The 17,498-nt window shown below is 66.7% G+C and carries 11 protein-coding genes; 3 read left to right on the top strand and 8 right to left on the bottom strand.

Features of this window, described 5'->3' with window-relative positions:
* Positions 1-73: 73 nt before the first annotated feature.
* From AC5YGJ_RS10185 to AC5YGJ_RS10175, 3 genes are read right to left on the bottom strand one after another with little or no spacing between them, the layout of a single operon-like run.
* Positions 74-3,247: a multidrug efflux RND transporter permease subunit gene (locus AC5YGJ_RS10185; protein WP_249843556.1), complete on the bottom strand. Its 3,174-nt coding sequence runs from the start codon at positions 3,245-3,247 to the stop codon at positions 74-76.
* A 15-nt stretch (positions 3,248-3,262) separates the two neighbouring features.
* Entirely contained in the window at positions 3,263-4,531 is a 1,269-nt protein-coding gene (locus tag AC5YGJ_RS10180) for an efflux RND transporter periplasmic adaptor subunit (protein ID WP_496186464.1), read from the bottom strand.
* On the bottom strand, positions 4,531-5,187 hold the full coding sequence (locus tag AC5YGJ_RS10175; RefSeq protein WP_249843557.1) for a TetR/AcrR family transcriptional regulator: 657 nt from the start codon (positions 5,185-5,187) through the stop codon (positions 4,531-4,533). Before AC5YGJ_RS10175 ends, AC5YGJ_RS10180 begins: the two co-directional genes overlap by 1 nt.
* A 250-nt stretch (positions 5,188-5,437) precedes the next feature.
* Here AC5YGJ_RS10175 and AC5YGJ_RS10170 point away from each other — a divergent pair, with 250 nt between their 5' ends.
* From AC5YGJ_RS10170 to AC5YGJ_RS10160, 3 genes are all read left to right on the top strand, one after another.
* Entirely contained in the window at positions 5,438-10,414 is a 4,977-nt protein-coding gene (locus tag AC5YGJ_RS10170) for an NAD-glutamate dehydrogenase (RefSeq protein ID WP_249843558.1), read from the top strand.
* Positions 10,415-10,609: 195 nt separating this feature from the next.
* On the top strand, positions 10,610-11,383 hold the full coding sequence (locus tag AC5YGJ_RS10165; protein WP_496186463.1) for an NAD kinase: 774 nt from the start codon (positions 10,610-10,612) through the stop codon (positions 11,381-11,383).
* A 47-nt stretch (positions 11,384-11,430) separates the two neighbouring features.
* On the top strand, positions 11,431-12,375 hold the full coding sequence (locus tag AC5YGJ_RS10160; RefSeq protein ID WP_019660382.1) for a 5'-nucleotidase: 945 nt from the start codon (positions 11,431-11,433) through the stop codon (positions 12,373-12,375).
* Positions 12,376-12,415: 40 nt separating this feature from the next.
* Here the strand turns inward: AC5YGJ_RS10160 and AC5YGJ_RS10155 are convergent, their stop codons facing one another.
* From AC5YGJ_RS10155 to AC5YGJ_RS10135, 5 genes are read right to left on the bottom strand one after another with little or no spacing between them, the layout of a single operon-like run.
* Positions 12,416-12,967 carry a DUF2939 domain-containing protein gene (locus AC5YGJ_RS10155; RefSeq protein ID WP_496186462.1) on the bottom strand — a complete coding sequence of 184 codons (552 nt, stop codon included), beginning with the start codon at positions 12,965-12,967 and terminating at the stop codon, positions 12,416-12,418.
* Between the two features lie 41 nt (positions 12,968-13,008).
* Positions 13,009-14,001 carry an aldo/keto reductase gene (locus AC5YGJ_RS10150; RefSeq protein ID WP_496186461.1) on the bottom strand — a complete coding sequence of 331 codons (993 nt, stop codon included), beginning with the start codon at positions 13,999-14,001 and terminating at the stop codon, positions 13,009-13,011.
* Positions 14,001-14,687 (bottom strand): DUF2461 domain-containing protein, encoded by a 687-nt coding sequence (locus tag AC5YGJ_RS10145; RefSeq protein ID WP_107232950.1) that lies wholly within the window; start codon positions 14,685-14,687, stop codon positions 14,001-14,003. The genes AC5YGJ_RS10150 and AC5YGJ_RS10145 overlap by 1 nt, the downstream gene beginning before the upstream one ends.
* Positions 14,684-16,123, bottom strand: a complete 1,440-nt coding sequence (sbcB, locus tag AC5YGJ_RS10140; protein ID WP_496186460.1) for an exodeoxyribonuclease I — start codon at positions 16,121-16,123, stop codon at positions 14,684-14,686. The genes AC5YGJ_RS10145 and sbcB overlap by 4 nt, the downstream gene beginning before the upstream one ends.
* Positions 16,123-17,490, bottom strand: a complete 1,368-nt coding sequence (locus AC5YGJ_RS10135; protein ID WP_249843563.1) for an FAD-dependent oxidoreductase — start codon at positions 17,488-17,490, stop codon at positions 16,123-16,125. Before AC5YGJ_RS10135 ends, sbcB begins: the two co-directional genes overlap by 1 nt.
* Between the last annotated feature and the right edge of the window lie 8 nt (positions 17,491-17,498).

The following is a 17,498-nucleotide window of genomic DNA, read 5'->3' as shown; positions in this document are numbered from 1 at the left end:
ATGGATTCAAAAGCAGCAACAAAAAAGGCCCCGGATCGCTCCGGGGCCTTTCTCGTTTCAGCTTTCGGCCGGATCAGCGATCCGGACGGTGCGCGGCATCGGCATCGCGCTGGCGTTCCATGAACTCCTTGGAGGGTTCATCGAGCTTGTCGCCCAGCATGCGCCGCACGACCACGAAGAACACCGGGATCATCAGCAGGCCGAGCAGGGTGGCAAACAGCATGCCACCGATCACGCCGGTGCCGATGGCGTGACGGGAGTTGGCGCCGGCACCGCTGGAGATCGCCATCGGGATGACGCCCATGATGAACGCGAACGAGGTCATCAGGATCGGGCGGAAGCGCAGGCGCGCTGCCTCGATGGTGGCATCGCGCAGGTTCTTGCCGGCTGCGCGTTGCTCCACCGCGAACTCCACGATCAGGATCGCATTCTTCGCCGCCAGGCCGATCACGGTGATCAGACCGATCTTGAAGAACAGATCGTTGGGCAGGCCACGCAGCATCGACAGACCCAGCGCACCCAGCACGCCCAGCGGCACCACCAGCAGCACCGCCACCGGAATCGACCAGCTTTCATACAGCGCGGCCAGGCACAGGAACACCACCACGATGGACAGCACCAGCAGCAGGGTCGCAGCGTTACCGGCCAGGATTTCCTGGTAGGACATGCCGGACCAGTCGTAGCCGAAGCCGGCCGGCAGGTCGTCGTTGACGATGCTCTCCATCGTCTGCATCGCTTCACCCGAGCTGGTGCCCGGGGCCTGCGAGCCGACGATGTTGATCGCCGAATAGCCGTTGTAGCGGCTCAACGACGGCGGTGCCGACACCCACTCGGACTTGACCACCGTGTTGAGCGGGATCATCGCGTTGGTGCCATCGGCATTGGTGGTCAGGCTGGACGGGCTGTAGAAGCTCTTCAGCGATTCCTGGCCGGTGCGGTACGGGCCATCGGCCTGCATGGTCACGCGCTTGATGCGGCCTTCGTAGAAGAAGTCGTTGACGTACACCGGCGCCAGCATCAGCTGGATGGTGCTGTACACGTCCGACACCGACATGCCCATCGACTGCGCCTGCACGCGATCGACGTGCAGCTGCAGCTGCGGCGCGTTCTCCAGGCCGTTGGGGCGCACGCCGACCAGCGCTTCAGGCTTCTGTGCGGCCTTGCCGAGCAGGATGTTGCGTGCCTGGGTGAGCTGCTCGTAGCCGGCGCCGCTGCGGTCCTGCAGCCACATGTCGAAGCCGCCGAACTGGCCCAGACCCTGCACGGTCGGCAGGTTGACCACGAAGATCTGCGCTTCCTTGATGCCGTAGAACGCGCCGTTCATGTTCTGGATGAACTCCGGCGCGGTGAACTTGCGTTCCTCCCACGGCTTCAGGCGGATGAAGCCCATGCCCACGTTTTCGCCGGAACCGACGAAGCTGAAGCCGGCCACCTGCAGCATGCCTTCATAGCCGTCCTGCTTTTCCAGCACGCCACGCATCTGCGCGAACACTTCGTTGGTCTGGCTCTTGGTCGATCCCGGCGGCAGCTGCACGATCGCCAGCGCATAGCCCTGGTCTTCTTCCGGCAGGAAGCTGCCGGGCATGCGGGTGAACAGGAAGCCGCACAGCGCGGTCAGCACGACGAACAGGATCATCCAGCGCGGGGCGTGGCGCACCGCCGAGGTGATATGCCCCACGTAGGTGTGGCTGATCTTGTCGTAGTACTTGTTGAAGGTGCGGTAGACGATGTTCGGGTTGTCGTTGTGCGTGGGCTTCAGGAAGGTCGCGCACAGCGCCGGGGTGAAGCCCAGTGCCAGGAACGCCGAGAACGCCATCGAGATGGCGATGGTCAGCGCGAACTGCTTGTAGATCTCACCGGCCGCACCGCCCTGCAGTGCCGACGGAATGAACACCGCGGCCAGCACGACGGTGATCGCCACCACCGCGCCGGTGATCTGGGTCATCGCCTTCTGCGTGGCCGGCTTCGGCGCCAGCCCTTCCTCGGTCATGATGCGCTCGACGTTCTCGATCACCACGATCGCGTCATCGACCACGATGCCGATCGCCAGCACCATCGCGAACAGGGTCAGCTGGTTGATCGTGAAGCCGATCATCCACATGCCCAGGAAGGTACCGAGCAGGGCCACCGGAATGACCAGGGTCGGGATCAGCGTGGCGCGGAAGTTCTGCAGGAAGATCAGCATCACCAGGAACACCAGCAACACTGCTTCGAACAGGGTCTTGACCACTTCCTGGATCGAGATCTTGACGAAGGTGGTGCTGTCGTACGGCGAGAACCAGGTCACGCCGGACGGGAAGCTGGGTTGCAGTTCGTCCATCTTGGCGCGCACCGCATCGGCCACGTTCAGGGCGTTGGCGCCCGGCAGCAGCTGGATGGCGAAGGCACCGGTGGGCTTGCCGTTGTACTGGGTGTCAAAGCCGTAGTTGTTGGCACCGAAGGCCACCCGGGCGATGTCCTTGAGCAGCACGCGCGAGCCGTCGGGGTTGGCGCGCAGGATGATGTTCTCGAACTCCTGCGGCGAGCTGAAGCGGCCTTCGGCCGACACCGTGGCGGTGAAGTGCTGGCCCTCCGGCGACGGGTCCGAACCCAGCGCACCGGCGGCGAACTGCACGTTCTGCGCGCGCACCGCGGCCAGCACCTGGCTGGCCGACAGGCCGTAGCCCTGCATCTTTTCCGGGTTCAGCCAGATGTTCATGGCGTACTCGGAACCGAACTGCTGGGTGCTGCCGACGCCGGGGATACGCGAGACCTGGTCGAGCACGCGCGAGCCGACGATGTCGTTCAGGGCGTCACGATTGATGGTGGGCGTATCGGACTGCAGCGCGATCACCATCAGGAAGCCGGCGTTGGCCTTGGCCACCACCACACCCTGCTGGGTTACTTCCGAAGGCAGTCGTGGCGTGGCCAGCGAGACCTTGTTCTGCACCTGCACCTGGGCGATGTCCGGATCGGTGCCGGTCTCGAAGGTCAGGGTGATCGAGGCACGGCCGTTGGAGGCGGACGAGGAACTGAAGTACAGCAGGTGATCGATACCGGTCAGCTGCTGCTCGATCACCTGGGTGACCGATTTTTCAGTGGTGTCGGCACTGGCGCCCGGGTAGGTGGCCGAGACGGTCACCTGTGGCGGGGCGATGTTGGGGTAGGACTCCACACCCAGGTTGAGGATCGCGATCACGCCGCTGAGCGAGATCAGGATCGCAACCACCCAGGCGAAGACTGGATGCTCGATGAAAAATTTAGGCATGACGGAAGGTTCCCGTTACTGCTTGTTCGATTCGGTGGCGGCCGGCTTGGCCGCATCGGCCTGCTCGGGCTTGGCCGCGTCGGCCGGTGCCTTGCCTGCAGCCGGAGCCGCGGCTGCCGGTGCAGCGCCGCCTGCGGCAGGCTTGCCGTTGGCGTCCTGCCCCGGGGTCCACGGCTTGGCCACGGCCGGTGCGCCTTCCTTGACCTTCTGCACGCCGGCCACGATGACCTTGTCACCGGCGGCCAGGCCGTCGCTGACCAGCCAGTTGCCGTTCTGCGCGCCGTCGGTCTTGACGTTCTTGCGAATGACCTTGCCGTCGGCGCCGACCACCATCACATAGCCGCCGGTGGTGTCGCGCAGCAGCGCCTGCTGCGGCACCAGGTAGGCGTTGTTGCGCTCGCCCAGGTTGGCCTGGAAGCTGACGAAGGCACCTGGCAGCAGGATCTGCTGAGGGTTGGGCAGCAGTGCGCGCAGCGACACCGCACCGGTGGCCGGATCGACCGTGGTCGAGGAGAAGTCCAGCGTGCCCGGCTCGCTGTAGGTGCTGCCATCGGCCAGCTTGACGTTGACCGTCGCCTTGCCGTCACCGGACAGTGCCAGCGCACCCTTGGCCTGCTGCGCGCGCAGCTGGGTCAGTTCGTCCACGCTCAGCGAGAAATTCACGTACAGCGGATCGAGCTGGTCGACGGTGGTCAGCAGGGTCACATCGCCCTGGCCGACCAGCGCACCTTCGGTGACCTGCTGCTTGTTGGCCACGCCACTGATCGGCGCGGTCACTTCGGCGTAGCCCAGGTTGATCCGCGAAGAGGTCACTGCCGCTTCGGCCTGCTTGACGGCGGCCAGGGCGGTGCGCTCGGCCGATTCGGCGTTGTCCAGGTCGGACTTGGAGACGAACTGCTGCGGCGCCAGCGAGCGCGCGCGATCGGCGGCGACCTTGGCATTGGCGTAGGTGGCGCGGGCCGAAGCCAGCTGGGCCTCGGAGGCGTTGAGCGAGGCACGCAACGGCGCCGGGTCGATCAGGAACAGGGTCTGGCCCTGCTTGACCTGCGAACCTTCCTGGTAAACGCGCTTGAGCAGCACGCCGGGTACGCGTGCGCGGACGTCGGCGCTGCGGAACGGCGACAGGCGGCCGACCAGCTCACGCTGCAGCGGCAGGGTCTGCGGCTTGGCGTCGATCACGCCCACCTCCGGCGGCGGGGGCGTCTGCTGTTCCGGCTTCTTGCAGGCAGCCAGCGCGACAGCAACGGCGCACGTCAAGGCAAGGGTGCGGAGTGGGGCGGTCATCAGGAGGAACTCCGGGGTTGGTTTGTAGACGGGGCCGGCGACGGCTGTGGCGCGAACGCGCGCAGGAAGCTGTCGACGGAGAACTCTGCCCAGCGCCGACGCAGCTGCGCGTCATCACGATGGGCGGTATGGAAGCGCTGTTTGTCGAAATCCTGACCGGCGATCATGCTCAGCAGCAGTTCGGCCATGTAGTGCGGGTCGTCATGGCGGAGCCGGCCTTGCATGCAAACGGTTTCAATCCATTCAGCAAGATGAAGCGTCAGTGCGCCGGCGCCATGCCGGTACAGCGTACGCGCCTCTTCAGGAAACTGCGCGGCGTCGGCGGCGATCAGCCGACAGGCCTGGCCCACGTGCGGTTGGTTGAAATGCTCCAGGAAGTCGGTGGCGAACTGGAGCAGGCTGGCACGCAGGTCGTCAGTGCGGAGTGCACGCAGCATGGCGCCGGTGGCGTGGCCGACATGGCGCTGCATGACCCGGCGCAGCAGTTCCTGCTTGCTGCCATAGCGCGAGTACAGGGTCTGCTTGGAGCAGCCGGCGTGCTGGGCCACCGCGTCCATGCTCATCTGCATGCCCTGCTGGGCCAGCAGTTCGCGCACGGCATCGAACACACGCTCATCGCGCGCGTCCAGGGCAGCGGGGGGGCAGGGCGGGTTCACGCGGTGGACTATACCGTCCAGTTCAGCATTGTGGAATCGAATGGGTGTGGCTGCGTGTGTCTTCCGGTAACACGCTTTGCCGATCCTGTCGGCAGTGCTGCGGAGGGCGCAGGGACCATACCGGTGCGAACTGAATAGGCGTCTAAACCGCAGCAAACCCGAATCTGCTTATTCCGTCCTGCAGCAAGGCCTTTTCGTGCGGTAGGGCTACAATTTCATTTTCCCAACTGAGCAAGCGCATCGCTCTGCCATGAAACCGCAAAAAACCGCAGCCAAGACCGTGAAAAACAAGACCAAACCAGCAGAGTCGGAGGTCGCAGTGACCGCTGGTTTCTCCCTGGAGCCGGTGTACACGGCCTTGCGCAAGCGCTACCCCGCGGCCGCACAGGCCGAAGCAGTGGCCTTTGCCACTGGCTTCTACAAGCGCATGGAGTCGGACGAGTTCCCGCACCACAGCGCTGAAGAGTGGGCCGCTCTCGCGGCTGAGACGCTGGAATTCGCCCGTGCCCGCAAGGCCGGCAAGGCCAACGTCCGCGTGTTCAATCCGACCGCCAAGGCCAATGGTTGGGAATCGCCGCACACCGTGCTGCAGATCGTCAACGACGACATGCCGTTCCTGGTCGACACCGTCACCATGTCGCTGGCCGAGCAGGGCGTGGGCGTCCACGTGCTGGGCCATCCGGTGCTGCACTTCAGTCGCGACAAGGCCGGCAAGCTGCTCAAGGTCGGCGAGGGTGATGCCGAGTCGGTGATGCTGCTGGAGATCGACCGCCAGCCCGCCGAAGCCATGGCCGCCATCGAGCAGGCCATCAACAAGGCGCTGGATGAAGTGCGTGCGATCGTGCGCGACTGGCAGCCGATGAAGGACAAGGCACTGGCGCTGGCCGACGACCTGGGCAGCCGCCAGCTGCCGGTCGACGATGCCTCGCGCAAGGAAGCACAGGAGTTCCTGCGCTGGGCCGCCGACAACCACTTCACCTTCTTCGGCTACCGCGAATACCGCGTCGAGAAGCAGGGCAAGGAAGACGTGCTGGCGCCGCTGAACGACACCGGCCTGGGCCTGATGCGCGGCAAGGACAAGTCCGCCGCCCGTCCGGTCAAGACCCTGGCCGCGCAGGGCCTGAACGCCACGTCCGGGCTGAAGGACGCGCTGATCCTGACCAAGACCAATGCCCGTTCGCGCGTGCACCGCGCCGGCTACATGGACTACATCGGCGTGCTGGAATTCGACGCCAAGGGCAAGATCATCGGCGAGCAGCGCTTCCTTGGCCTGTTCACCTCCAGCGCCTACAACCGCCGCCCGTGGGAAATCCCGCTGGTGCGCCAGCGCCACGAACACGTGATGAAGCAGTCCGGCCTGGCCCCGGCCAGCCACAGTGGCAAGGCGCTGCGCCACATCCTGGAAACCCTGCCGCGCGAAGAGCTGTTCCAGTCCAGCGAGGACGAACTGCTGCGCACCGCGATGGGCGTGCTGGGCCTGCAGGAGCGCGTGCGCAGCCGCCTGTTCCTGCGCCGCGACAAGTACAGCCGTTTCATTTCCGCGCTGGTCTACCTGCCGCGCGAGCGCTTCAACACCGACGTGCGCCTGCGCATCGAGGCCATGCTGAAGGACGCGCTGCACGGTGAGTACGTGGACAGCTCGGTGGTGCTGGGTGAATCGCCGCTGGCCCAGGTGCACCTGATCGTGCGCCCGAAGCCGGGCGAAATGCTCGACGTCGATACCGCCGAACTGGAACAGAAGCTGGCCCAGGTGCTGCGCAACTGGCAGGACGACCTGCGTGAAGCGCTGGTGTCGCGCCATGGCGAAACCGAAGGCCTGCGCATCGCCGCCCGCATCGGCAAGGCGCTGCCGGCCGGCTACATTGAAGACAACAGCACCGCCGTTGCCGCCAACGATGTCAGCCAGCTCGACGCGCTGACCGGCCCGGACGACCTGCGCCTGAGCCTGCAGGCGGTGCCGCGCGAAAGCGGTGATGGCCTGCGCCTGAAGCTGTACCGCCAGCTGGACGACATTCCGCTGTCGGACGCGCTGCCGATGATGGAAAACATGGGCCTGCGCGTGATCGCCGAGCGTCCGTACCGTCTGTCGGTCGACAACGCGCCGGTGTATGTGCAGGACTTCGAAGTCGAATCGACCGCCGGTGCAATCGATGCCGCCAGCGTCGATGAAGCCTTCGGTGAGACCTTCGCCCGCGTCTGGCACGGCGATGCCGAGAATGACGGCTTCAACCGCCTGGTGCTGGCCGCCGGCCTGCACTGGCGCCAGGTCGCCATGCTGCGTGGCTACTGCAAGTACCTGCTGCAGACCGGCGTGCCGTTCTCGCAGGCCTACGTGGAAGGCACCTTCGCCCGTTACCCGCTGCTGGCGCGCCTGCTGGTGGAACTGTTCGAAGCCCGCTTCGATCCGGCCACCGGCCACGAGAGCAAGGATGACATCGCCGCTGGCCAGGCCCAGCTGAAGGCCCACCTCGATGTGCTGGCTGCCGGCGACGAGGCCACCCTGAAGGTCCTCAAGACCGTGGTCGACGCCCGCAAGGGTGATCGCGATGCACAGATGCAGGCCGCGCGTGATGCGCTGCTGAAGCTGATGGACCGCGTGTCCAGCCTGGACGAGGACCGCATCCTGCGCTCGTTCATGGGCGTGATCGACGCGACCCTGCGTACCAGCTACTACCAGACCGATGCCAATGGCCAGCACGGCCATGTCATCAGCTTCAAGTTCGATTCGGCGCTGGTGCCGGACCTGCCCAAGCCGCGCCCGTACCGCGAAATCTTCGTGTACGGCCCGCGCGTGGAAGGTACCCACCTGCGCTTCGGTGCCGTGGCCCGTGGCGGCCTGCGCTGGTCGGACCGCCGCGAGGACTTCCGTACCGAAGTGCTGGGCCTGGTCAAGGCGCAGATGGTGAAGAACACCGTGATCGTGCCGGTCGGCGCCAAGGGTGGCTTCTTCGCCAAGATGCCGCCGGTGAACGGTGATCGCGATGCGGTCTTCGCCAACGGCGTGGCCTGCTACAAGCTGTTCATCCAGGGCCTGCTGGACATCACCGACAACATCGTCAACAACAAGATCGTGCCGCCGGTGGATGTCGTGCGCCACGACATGGACGATCCGTACCTGGTGGTGGCCGCCGACAAGGGCACTGCGACCTTCTCCGACATCGCCAACGGCCTGGCCATCGCGCACGGCTTCTGGATGGGCGATGCCTTCGCCTCCGGCGGTTCGGTGGGTTACGACCACAAGGGCATGGGCATCACCGCACGCGGTGCGTGGGAGTCGGTCAAGCGCCACTTCCGTGCGCTGGGCCGTGACAGCCAGACCCAGGACTTCACCGCGGTCGGCGTCGGCGACATGTCCGGCGACGTGTTCGGCAACGGCATGCTGCTGTCGCGCCATATCCGCCTGGTGGCCGCCTTCGATCACCGCCACATCTTCCTGGACCCGAACCCGGATGCGGCGACCTCGTTCGTCGAGCGTGAGCGCATGTTCACCGTGCCGCGTTCGAGCTGGGCCGACTACGATGCCAAGCTGATCAGCAAGGGCGGCGGCATCTTCCCGCGCAGCCTGAAGTCGATCGAGATCACCCCGCAGGTGCGTGAAGCGCTGGGCCTGGACGACAGCGTCAAGGCGTTGTCGCCGAACGATCTGATGAGCGCGATCCTGAAGGCACCGGTCGACCTGCTGTGGAACGGCGGCATCGGTACCTACGTCAAGGCTGCCAGCGAGCAGCACAGCGATGTCGGCGATCGTGCCAACAATGCGCTGCGCGTGAACGGTGGTGAGCTGCGCTGCAAGGTGGTGGGCGAGGGCGGCAACCTGGGCATGACCCAGCTGGGCCGTATCGAAGCCGCCCAGGCCGGCGTGCTGCTCAACACCGACTTCATCGACAACTCGGCCGGCGTGGATACCTCCGACCATGAAGTCAACATCAAGATCCTGCTCAATGATGTGGTGCGGGCCAAGAAGCTGACCGTTGAACAGCGCAACAAGCTGCTGGCGTCGATGACCGACGAAGTGGCCGAGCTGGTGCTCAACGACAACTACCGCCAGAACCAGGCCCTGAGCCTGATGGAGCGGATGGCGGTCAAGCGCCTGGGCTCCAAGCAGCACTTCATCCGCACCCTGGAACAGCAGGGCCTGCTCGATCGCCAGATCGAGTTCCTGCCGTCCGATGCCGAGCTGTCCCAGCGCAAGGCACGCGGCCAGGGCCTGACCCGTCCGGAACTGTCGGTGCTGCTGTCCTACTCCAAGCTGGTGGCGTTCGCCCAGCTGCTGGATTCGGACATTCCGGAAGACCCGTACCTGTCCAAGGAACTGCAGCGCTACTTCCCGACCCCGCTGCAGAAGAAGTATGCCGACGCGATGGAGCGTCACCGCCTGAAGCGTGAAATCATCGCCACGGCCGTGACCAACCAGACCATCAACCGCATGGGCGCTACCTTCCTGATGCGCATGCAGGAAGACACCGGCCGTTCCATCGCCGAGGTGGCCAAGGCCTACACCATCAGCCGCGAAACGCTGGATGCACGCGCGCTGTGGGCGCAGATCGATGCGCTCGACGGCAAGGTGCCGGAGTCGGTGCAGATCGACGCACTGGAAGTGATCTGGAAGCTGCAGCGTTCGTTCGTGCGCTGGCTGCTGTCGCGCCCGGGCGCGATGCCGGGCATCACCGAAGCGGTCAACCGCTACCAGGGTCCGTTCAACGACATCCGTGTCGCCTCGGGCGTGCTGCCGGATTCGCAGCGTCCGACCTACGAAGCCCTGGTGGCCGAGTGGAAGGAAAAGGGCCTGCCGTCCGCGCTGGCGCAGCAGCTGGCCGAACTGCACTTCCTGGAGCCGGCGTTCGACATCATCGAACTGGCCCGCACCCGCAAGCTGAAGCCGGTGGACGTGTCCAAGGTCCACTTCCGCCTTGGCGACGCCCTGCAGCTGCCGTGGCTGTTCGAGCAGGTCGACGCGCTGGAGGTCAACGGTCGTTGGCACGCGGTGGCACGTGGCGTGCTGCGTGACGAACTGGCGGCCAACCACCGCAACCTGGCCGGCCAGGTGCTGGGCACCAAGGGCAGCAGCGCGGAGGCCAAGGTTGCAGCCTGGATGGGCCGTGACGACAACAGCCTGCGCTTCACCCTGGCGATGCTGGCCGAATTGGCCGAGCAGAAGACCCTGGACTACCCGACCGTCTCGGTCGCGGTGCAGCGCCTGGGCCAGCTGGCGGCACATGGTGCGTAACTGAAGTAGTGCCAGGGCACGCCTGGCATGCGTGAACCGGAACGGCCCCGCGAAAGCGGGGCCGTTCTGTTTCTGCCCTTGACCTTTGCTACCCCCTGACCGGACGCCGACCGTGAGCCTGCCGGTCATCCGCCCCACGGGGTCCAACTCCCGGCGCTCGGTTATGCTCTCCATCAAACCTCCCCGGATCCACCGATGAGCGACACCCCCCGCATCGCTTTCCTGGCCAGCACCACCGAACCGGCGCAGATGGCGCGTGCGGCGATGGTGTCGCGCTATGGCGACTACGCTCCCGAGCAGGCCGACGTGCTGTGCCCACTGGGCGGCGATGGCTTCATGCTGCAGACGCTGCACCGGCACGGGCACCTGGGCAAGCCGGTGTTCGGCATGAAGCTGGGCACCGTCGGCTTCCTGATGAACCAGTACCGCGGCGACGATGACGTGCATGCCCGCATCGCCCGCGCCGAGCCGGCCCATCTGCGCCCGCTGGAAATGGTGGCAATGACCGAATCGGGCACCAGCACCGGTTCGCTGGCGTACAACGATGTCTCGCTGTTGCGCCAGACCCGGCAGGCGGCACACATCGGCATCGACCTCAACGGCCAGGAGCGGGTGGCCGAGCTGATCGGCGACGGCGTGCTGGTGGCCACCCCGGCCGGCAGCACTGCCTACAACTATTCCGCGCATGGCCCGGTGCTGCCGCTGGGTTCGCACACCATCGCCTTGACGCCGTTGGCCCCGTACCGGCCACGGCGCTGGCGCGGCGCGATCCTCAAGGCCGACACCGAGGTGCGCTTCCGCGTGCTCGATCCGTACAAGCGCCCGGTCAGTGTCACCGCCGATTCGCACGAGACCCGTGATGTGGTGGAGGTGACCATCCGCGAGTCGAAGGACCGCCGGGTGACGCTGCTGTTCGACCCGGAGCACAATCTGGAAGACCGGATCCTGAGCGAACAGTTCGTTTTTTGAGGACAATAGGCCGCCGGCCCCGCCGACCGCTTGAAGGACCCCCACCGATGGGCGACAACTCCCCCCGTTTGCTGACCGTCGCGGTGACCTCGCGCGCGCTGTTCGATCTGGAAGAAAGCCATGCGCTGTTCGAGAGCGATGGCGTGGCGGCCTATGCCGAATTCCAGCGCCAGCATGAGGACGACATCCTCGGCCCGGGCGTGGCCTTTCCGGTGGTGCGCAAGCTGCTGGCGCTGAACCAGGGCGCCAGCCCGGAGAACCCGCGGGTCGAGGTGATCCTGTTGTCGCGCAACTCGGCCGATACCGGCCTGCGCATTTTCAATTCGATCCAGCACTACGGCCTGGGCATCATCCGCGCGACGTTCACCGCCGGCGAGCCGACCTGGCCGTATGTGAAGCCGTTCGGTACCGACCTGTTCCTGTCGGCCAACCCGGAATCGGTGCGCAGCGCGCTGCGCCACGGCATCGCCGCAGCGACGATCCTGCCCAAGCCACCGGGTGAGACCGCGGCGGCGGCAGCCGACCAGATCGACATCGGCCGCCCGGCCGGCCAGCTGCGCATCGCCTTCGACGGCGACGCGGTGATCTTCGGCGATGAAAGCGAGCGCATCTCGCGCGAACAGGGCGTGGAAGCGTTCGGCCGCCACGAGCGCGAGCGGGCGCGCGAGCCACTGAGCGGCGGTCCGTTCCGTGGTTTCCTGTCGGCCCTGCATACGCTGCAGGAAGTGTTCCCGGCCGGGGAAAGCGCACCGATCCGCACCGCGCTGGTCACCGCGCGTTCGGCGCCGGCGCACGAGCGGGTGATCCGCACCCTGCGTGAGTGGGGCGTGCGCCTGGATGAGGCGCTGTTCCTCGGTGGGCGCCACAAGGGGCCGTTCCTGCAGGCCTTCGGTGCCGACATCTTCTTCGACGATTCACAGCACAACATCGACAGCGCGCGCGAACACGTGGCCGCCGGTCACGTCCCGCACGGTGTCGCCAACGAGGGGTGACCATCGCCGGGCCCTGCCCGGCGAGCGCAGGGCAGCGGGGCTACGGGCTGCCCGACATCCCCAACTGCAGGTCCACCACCTTCCAGCGCAGGCCCCGCGGTTCCAGCACGACCTTCAATGGCGGCTGGCCGGGGCCGCGATCGACGTCGATCACGAAGCGGTCCAGCGCTTCGAAATGGTGCTCGGCGTTCTTCAATGGCCGCGCCGGCTCGGTCGGGCCGAAGGCATCGCCGCCCTGCAGCTCATTGCGGCCGCGCTTCCACAGCACGTGGCCCTGCAGCATCGCGCCGATCCCGGCCGGGGTGACCATGGTGTCCACGGCGGCACCACCCAGCTGGTCGCCCAGGCCGTAGAGGAGGGCGCCGAATGGGCTGGCCGCCACATCCGGACCGGCCTGGCGTACCAGGTAGTCGTTGAGCTGGGCGCGCAGGCTGCTGCGAACGCGCGGGAAGTCCACGTAGCGCTCAAGGCGCGCGGTGTCACGCTGCTCGATGGCTTTGGACAGGCCGTTGACGGCCATGTAGGGGCCACCAAACCACCAGGCCGCCAGTGCCAGGACCAGCAGGATTGCGAGGGCAGTGAGCTTTTTCATGCCCCCAGACTGCCGCAACAGCGGCCGTGCCGGGTGAAGACTCAATGACTGGGGGAGCCGCGGCCATCTCCGAAGGCGTCCACCAGTTGCTGGCGCTCGGCAGCGCTCAGCGCCTCCGGCCGTGTGGCCAGCACTTCATCCAGGCTGCCGATGCGGGTGGTGCCGAGGATCCCGCTGGCCACGCCGGGGTGGCCCAGCGCGTAGGCGAAGGCGGTCTGCGCCGGGCGCTGGCTGTTGATCGCGGCCACGGCGCTGCGCATGCTGCGGGCGCTGTGCATCAGTTGCCGGCTGCTGGGTTTGAGCCAGGCACGCGCCAGGTACCAACCATCGGCCAGCCGCGGCAGGCGCGGGCGCGCGGGCAGCAGGTGGCCCTGTGCCAGCACCGTGCCTGCCAGCACCCCGATGCCGGCGGCGTGCAGCTGGTCGATCAGCGGTTCGCGGTCCTGCTGCAGGGCGTTGTAGTCCAGCAGCACCACATCGAAGGCGGTGGGGTGGGCGATCATCCAGCGCAAGGTCGATGCGGAGTGGGTGTTGATGCCGGTGTGCCGGATCAGGCCACGCTCGCGCAGGCGTTGCAGCGCGGCCAGCAGATCGTCGTTGATGTCGTGTTCGCTGGCGCCATGCAGCTGGTAGATGTCCAGATGGTCCAGGCCGAGGTTGCGCAGCGAGGCTTCGCAACTGGCGGTGATGGCCGCAGGCGAGAAGTTGCGCTGCTCGGCACCGCTGATGCCGGCCTGGCCGGTCAGCGTGCCGCCCTTGCTGGAGATCACCAGCGCATCGCGCGGGTAGTGCTTCAGCAGCGGGCGAAGAATGCGGCCCAGGCGCGGCTCGGCATGGAAGCCGGAGTAGTTGTGCCCGGTGTCCAGCAGGTTCACGCCATGGGCCAATGCATGGGCGACCACGGCTGCCGCCGACGCTTCGGGAAAGCGGCGATGGCCCCAGAACCCGGAGCAACCCAGGCCGACCGGTGAAACCGCCAGGCCTGTACGGCCCAGCACTCGCCGCTGGCGCGCCAGCGCAGACTGCGGCGACATCAGAATTCCAGGTCCAATGCCGCGCACAGGTAGTCGACGAACGGGCCCAGCCCGGCCAGGTCCTTGCCCAGCGTGGACAACAGGCGCGGCCCGGTCATCGTGGCGTCGTCCAGCGAGCGCCACATCACCCAGTTGCGATGCTTGAGGTCGTCGATGAACTCGAAGTCGGCCGGGAAGCCGCGCGGCGGGCGCACCAGCTTCTCGCTTTCCTCAAAATCGAAGCGCTTGCGCAGGGCCGGTGCATGCGCGGCGGCCTTCCAGCTGCCCGGGTTGTCGAGGATGAAATGGCGCACGCGGCGCTGGGTCTCCGGCTCCGGGTGCCACAGGCCTGCGCCGACAAAGCTCTCGCCCGGCTGCAGATGCACGTAGAACGAGGGCGCGGCCACTTCGCGGCGGCGCTCATGGAACAGACGCGCGCCCTGCCAGGTCTTGTAGGGCGACTTGTCGTTGGAAAAACGTGCGTCGCGATGGATGCGGAACAGCGAGCCACCGACGCCGCGGGTATCGGCGCGGAAGTGCTCGCTGACCTCGGCCAGCGCCGGTTGCAGATCGCCCAGCAGGCGCAGGAACGGCTGCCGCACGTGGTCTTCGTACTGCTGGCGGTGGTCGTTGAACCAGGCCTTGTCGTTGTGCCGCGCGAGGCTGCGCAGGAACCTGAAGCTGGCGTCCGAGAAATAGGTACTCACAACGTCTCCTGCAGATGTTGGCCCCAGTCACGCAGCGATTGCAGCAGGGCCTGGCGCCGCGCGTCGTCGGGCGCATCGGCGGCCAGTGCATCGAGCTGCTGCCAGTACTGGGGCAGGTTGAGTTCGCCCAGGCCGCTGTCTCCGAGCAGGCGTTGGCGGCGGTAATCCTGCCAGCGTTCGCGTTCAGCCGGCGCGAGGCTGCCAGGATGGTTGCGCGCGCGGTAGCGGAACAGCAGCTCGGGCAGGCGTGGGTCGCGGAAGCGGCCTTCCAGCGCGGCCAGCTGTTCCGGCGCGATGGTGCGGGCCAGCGCAAGCAGCGGCTTGTCGCCGTTGCCGAGGAAACCGTCATACAGCGAGGCATCGACGTCGGCCACGGTGGCCGCGCGCGGCTGGTTGTAGACCTGGCGCGCCTTCTCGGCCAGCTGCGGGGCGAACGCGCGCAGGCGCTCGACCTTGGCCTCGATGGCCGCCACGTCCAGGCCCAGCCGCGCATGGTCATCGGCACGCAGGTGGTTCCAGGCGATCAGTGCCGGCACCTTGTTCACATGCACTTCCTTCAGCGGCACCCGTGCCACGCCCTCGGGCAGTTCGCTGGCGCGCATGTACAGCCGCTGCGCGATCACCTCGGCGGGCAGTTCCAGCAGGTCGTCGATGTCGCCGTCCAGGTCGAACACGATCACCCGATTGTTGATGGTCGGGTGCACCGCCAGCGGCAGCACCGGCGCCGCGCACAGGCGGCTGGCCGGGTAGCGCATGGAGATATGCAGCACCGGCTTGAGCGCGGCCACATCCAGCAGGCTGCCGACGAAGCGCTTGTCGCGCAGTTTCAGTGCGTAGTCCCACAGGCGCGGTTGCGACTGCTTGAACAGGCGCGCCATGCCGATGGTGGCGCGCACGTCCGAAAGCGCTTCGTGCGCATCGCCTTCGCGCACGTGGTTGGCTTCGGCCAGATGTTCCAGCTTGAACGAGGTGGCGCCGTCCTCGCGCAGCGGCCACTGGATGCCATCGGGGCGCATCGCGCGCATCAGCCGCAGCATGTCCAGCAGGTCCCAGCGCGAATTGCCGTTGCGCCACTCGCGCTCGTACGGGTCGTGGAAGTTGCGGAACAGGCCGTAGCGGACGAACTCGTCATCGAAGCGCAGCGTGTTGTAGCCCAGTGCGCAGGTGCTGGGCCGCGACAGCAGTTCATTGATGCGGTCGAACGCCTCGGCCTCGCTGATGCCTTCAGCCAGGGCCTGCTGCGGTGTGATGCCGGTGACCAGGGTGGCCATCGGCGAGGGCAGCAGGTCATCGGCCGGGCGCACGAAGAAGCTGACCGGGGTATCGATCTCGTTGAGGTCGGCGTCGGTGCGGATCGCCGCGAACTGCGAGATGCGGGTGCGCCGTGGATCCTGGCCGAAGGTTTCCAGGTCGTAGAACAGGAAGCTGTCAGCCATCAGTGCGCGCCCTCCAGCACCGGCAGCTGCGCATGGATCTGCGCTTCCAGTGCAGCCCAGTCGATGTTGTCCAGTGAATCGTGGCCGGCAGTGGCCGCCACCAGCATGTCGCGCTGCAGTTCGGTGCGGCGCAGTGCTTCGGCATACGGCGTGTGCAGGAAGGTGACCATGGTGTAGTGCGGCACGAAGCGGGTCGGCCAGCGCCGCTGCAGCTCCTGCTCCAGCTCGCGTTGCAGCAGGAACGCAGGATCGGCCACGCGGTCGCGCATTTCCAGATAGTTCTCCAGCGCCATCTGCTGGATGGCACGTGCGTTCGGCTTGCGCTCGCTCTCGAACGCCGCGAAGGCGCCTTCCAGGTCATCCGCTTCCATCAGATGGCGGGCCAGTGCCACGCAGTCCTCGAAGGCGCAGTTCATGCCCTGGCCGTGGAACGGCACCATGGCATGGGCGGCATCGCCGATCAGCACCGCGCGGCCCTGCTGGTGCCAGCGTTCCAGGGTGAGCGTGCCGAGCAGGCCCGGCGGGTGCTGTTCCCAGTCTGTGCGCAGGTTCGGGATCAGCGGCAGGGTATCGGCGAACTCGTGCGCGAACAGTGCTTCGGCCTGCGTTCCGGTGTTGACCGTGGCGAAGCTGGGATCGCCCTGGTTGGGCAGGAACAGGGTGACGGTGAAGGTGCCTTCGTGGTTGGGCAGGGCGATGCACATGTAGTGGCCGCGCGGCCAGATGTGCAGCGCATTGCGTTCGATACGGAAGCTGCCATCGGCGGCCGGCGGAATCTCCAGCTCCTTGTAGGAGTGGTCGAGGAAGGCGATGTCCTCGCCCAGCGGTGCGCGCCGGTTCATCGCCGCCCGCAGCGCCGAGCCGGCGCCGTCTGCACCGATCAGTGTGTCGAAGTGGATGTCATGCGGGCTGTCATCGCGGTCGTCGATGAAGCGTGCGTAGCCGGCATCGAAATCCACGGTATGCAGGCGGCGGTGGAAGTGTACGGTGGCACCGGCCTGTTCGGCCAGCTCCAGCAGCGTGGTGTTGAGGTCGCTGCGGTGGATCGACCAGATCACTTCGCTGTCATCGCGGCCATAGCGCTGCAGCTGCGGCTCGCCTTCGCGCGGGTGCACCATGCGCCCACGCATCATCACCGCGCGCGCCATCACCTCGTCCTCCACGCCGGCCTGGCGCAGTGCGTTGCGTCCGCGCTCGGCCAGGGCCAGGTTGATCGAACGGCCGCTCTCGTAATCGGCGATGCGCGGATCGCCGCGGCGTTCGTACAGGGTGATGCGCCAGCCCTGGCGTGAGAGCAGGATGGCCAGCAGGGATCCGGCCAGGCCGGCGCCGATAATGCTCAACGAGCGGGAAGCGTGTGCGATCAACGAACTGT

It is taken from the genome of Stenotrophomonas sp. CS3K5 (assembly GCF_059515225.1).
Note: the sequence above shows the minus strand (reverse complement) of the source record. Positions and strands in the feature narration are given on the sequence as shown.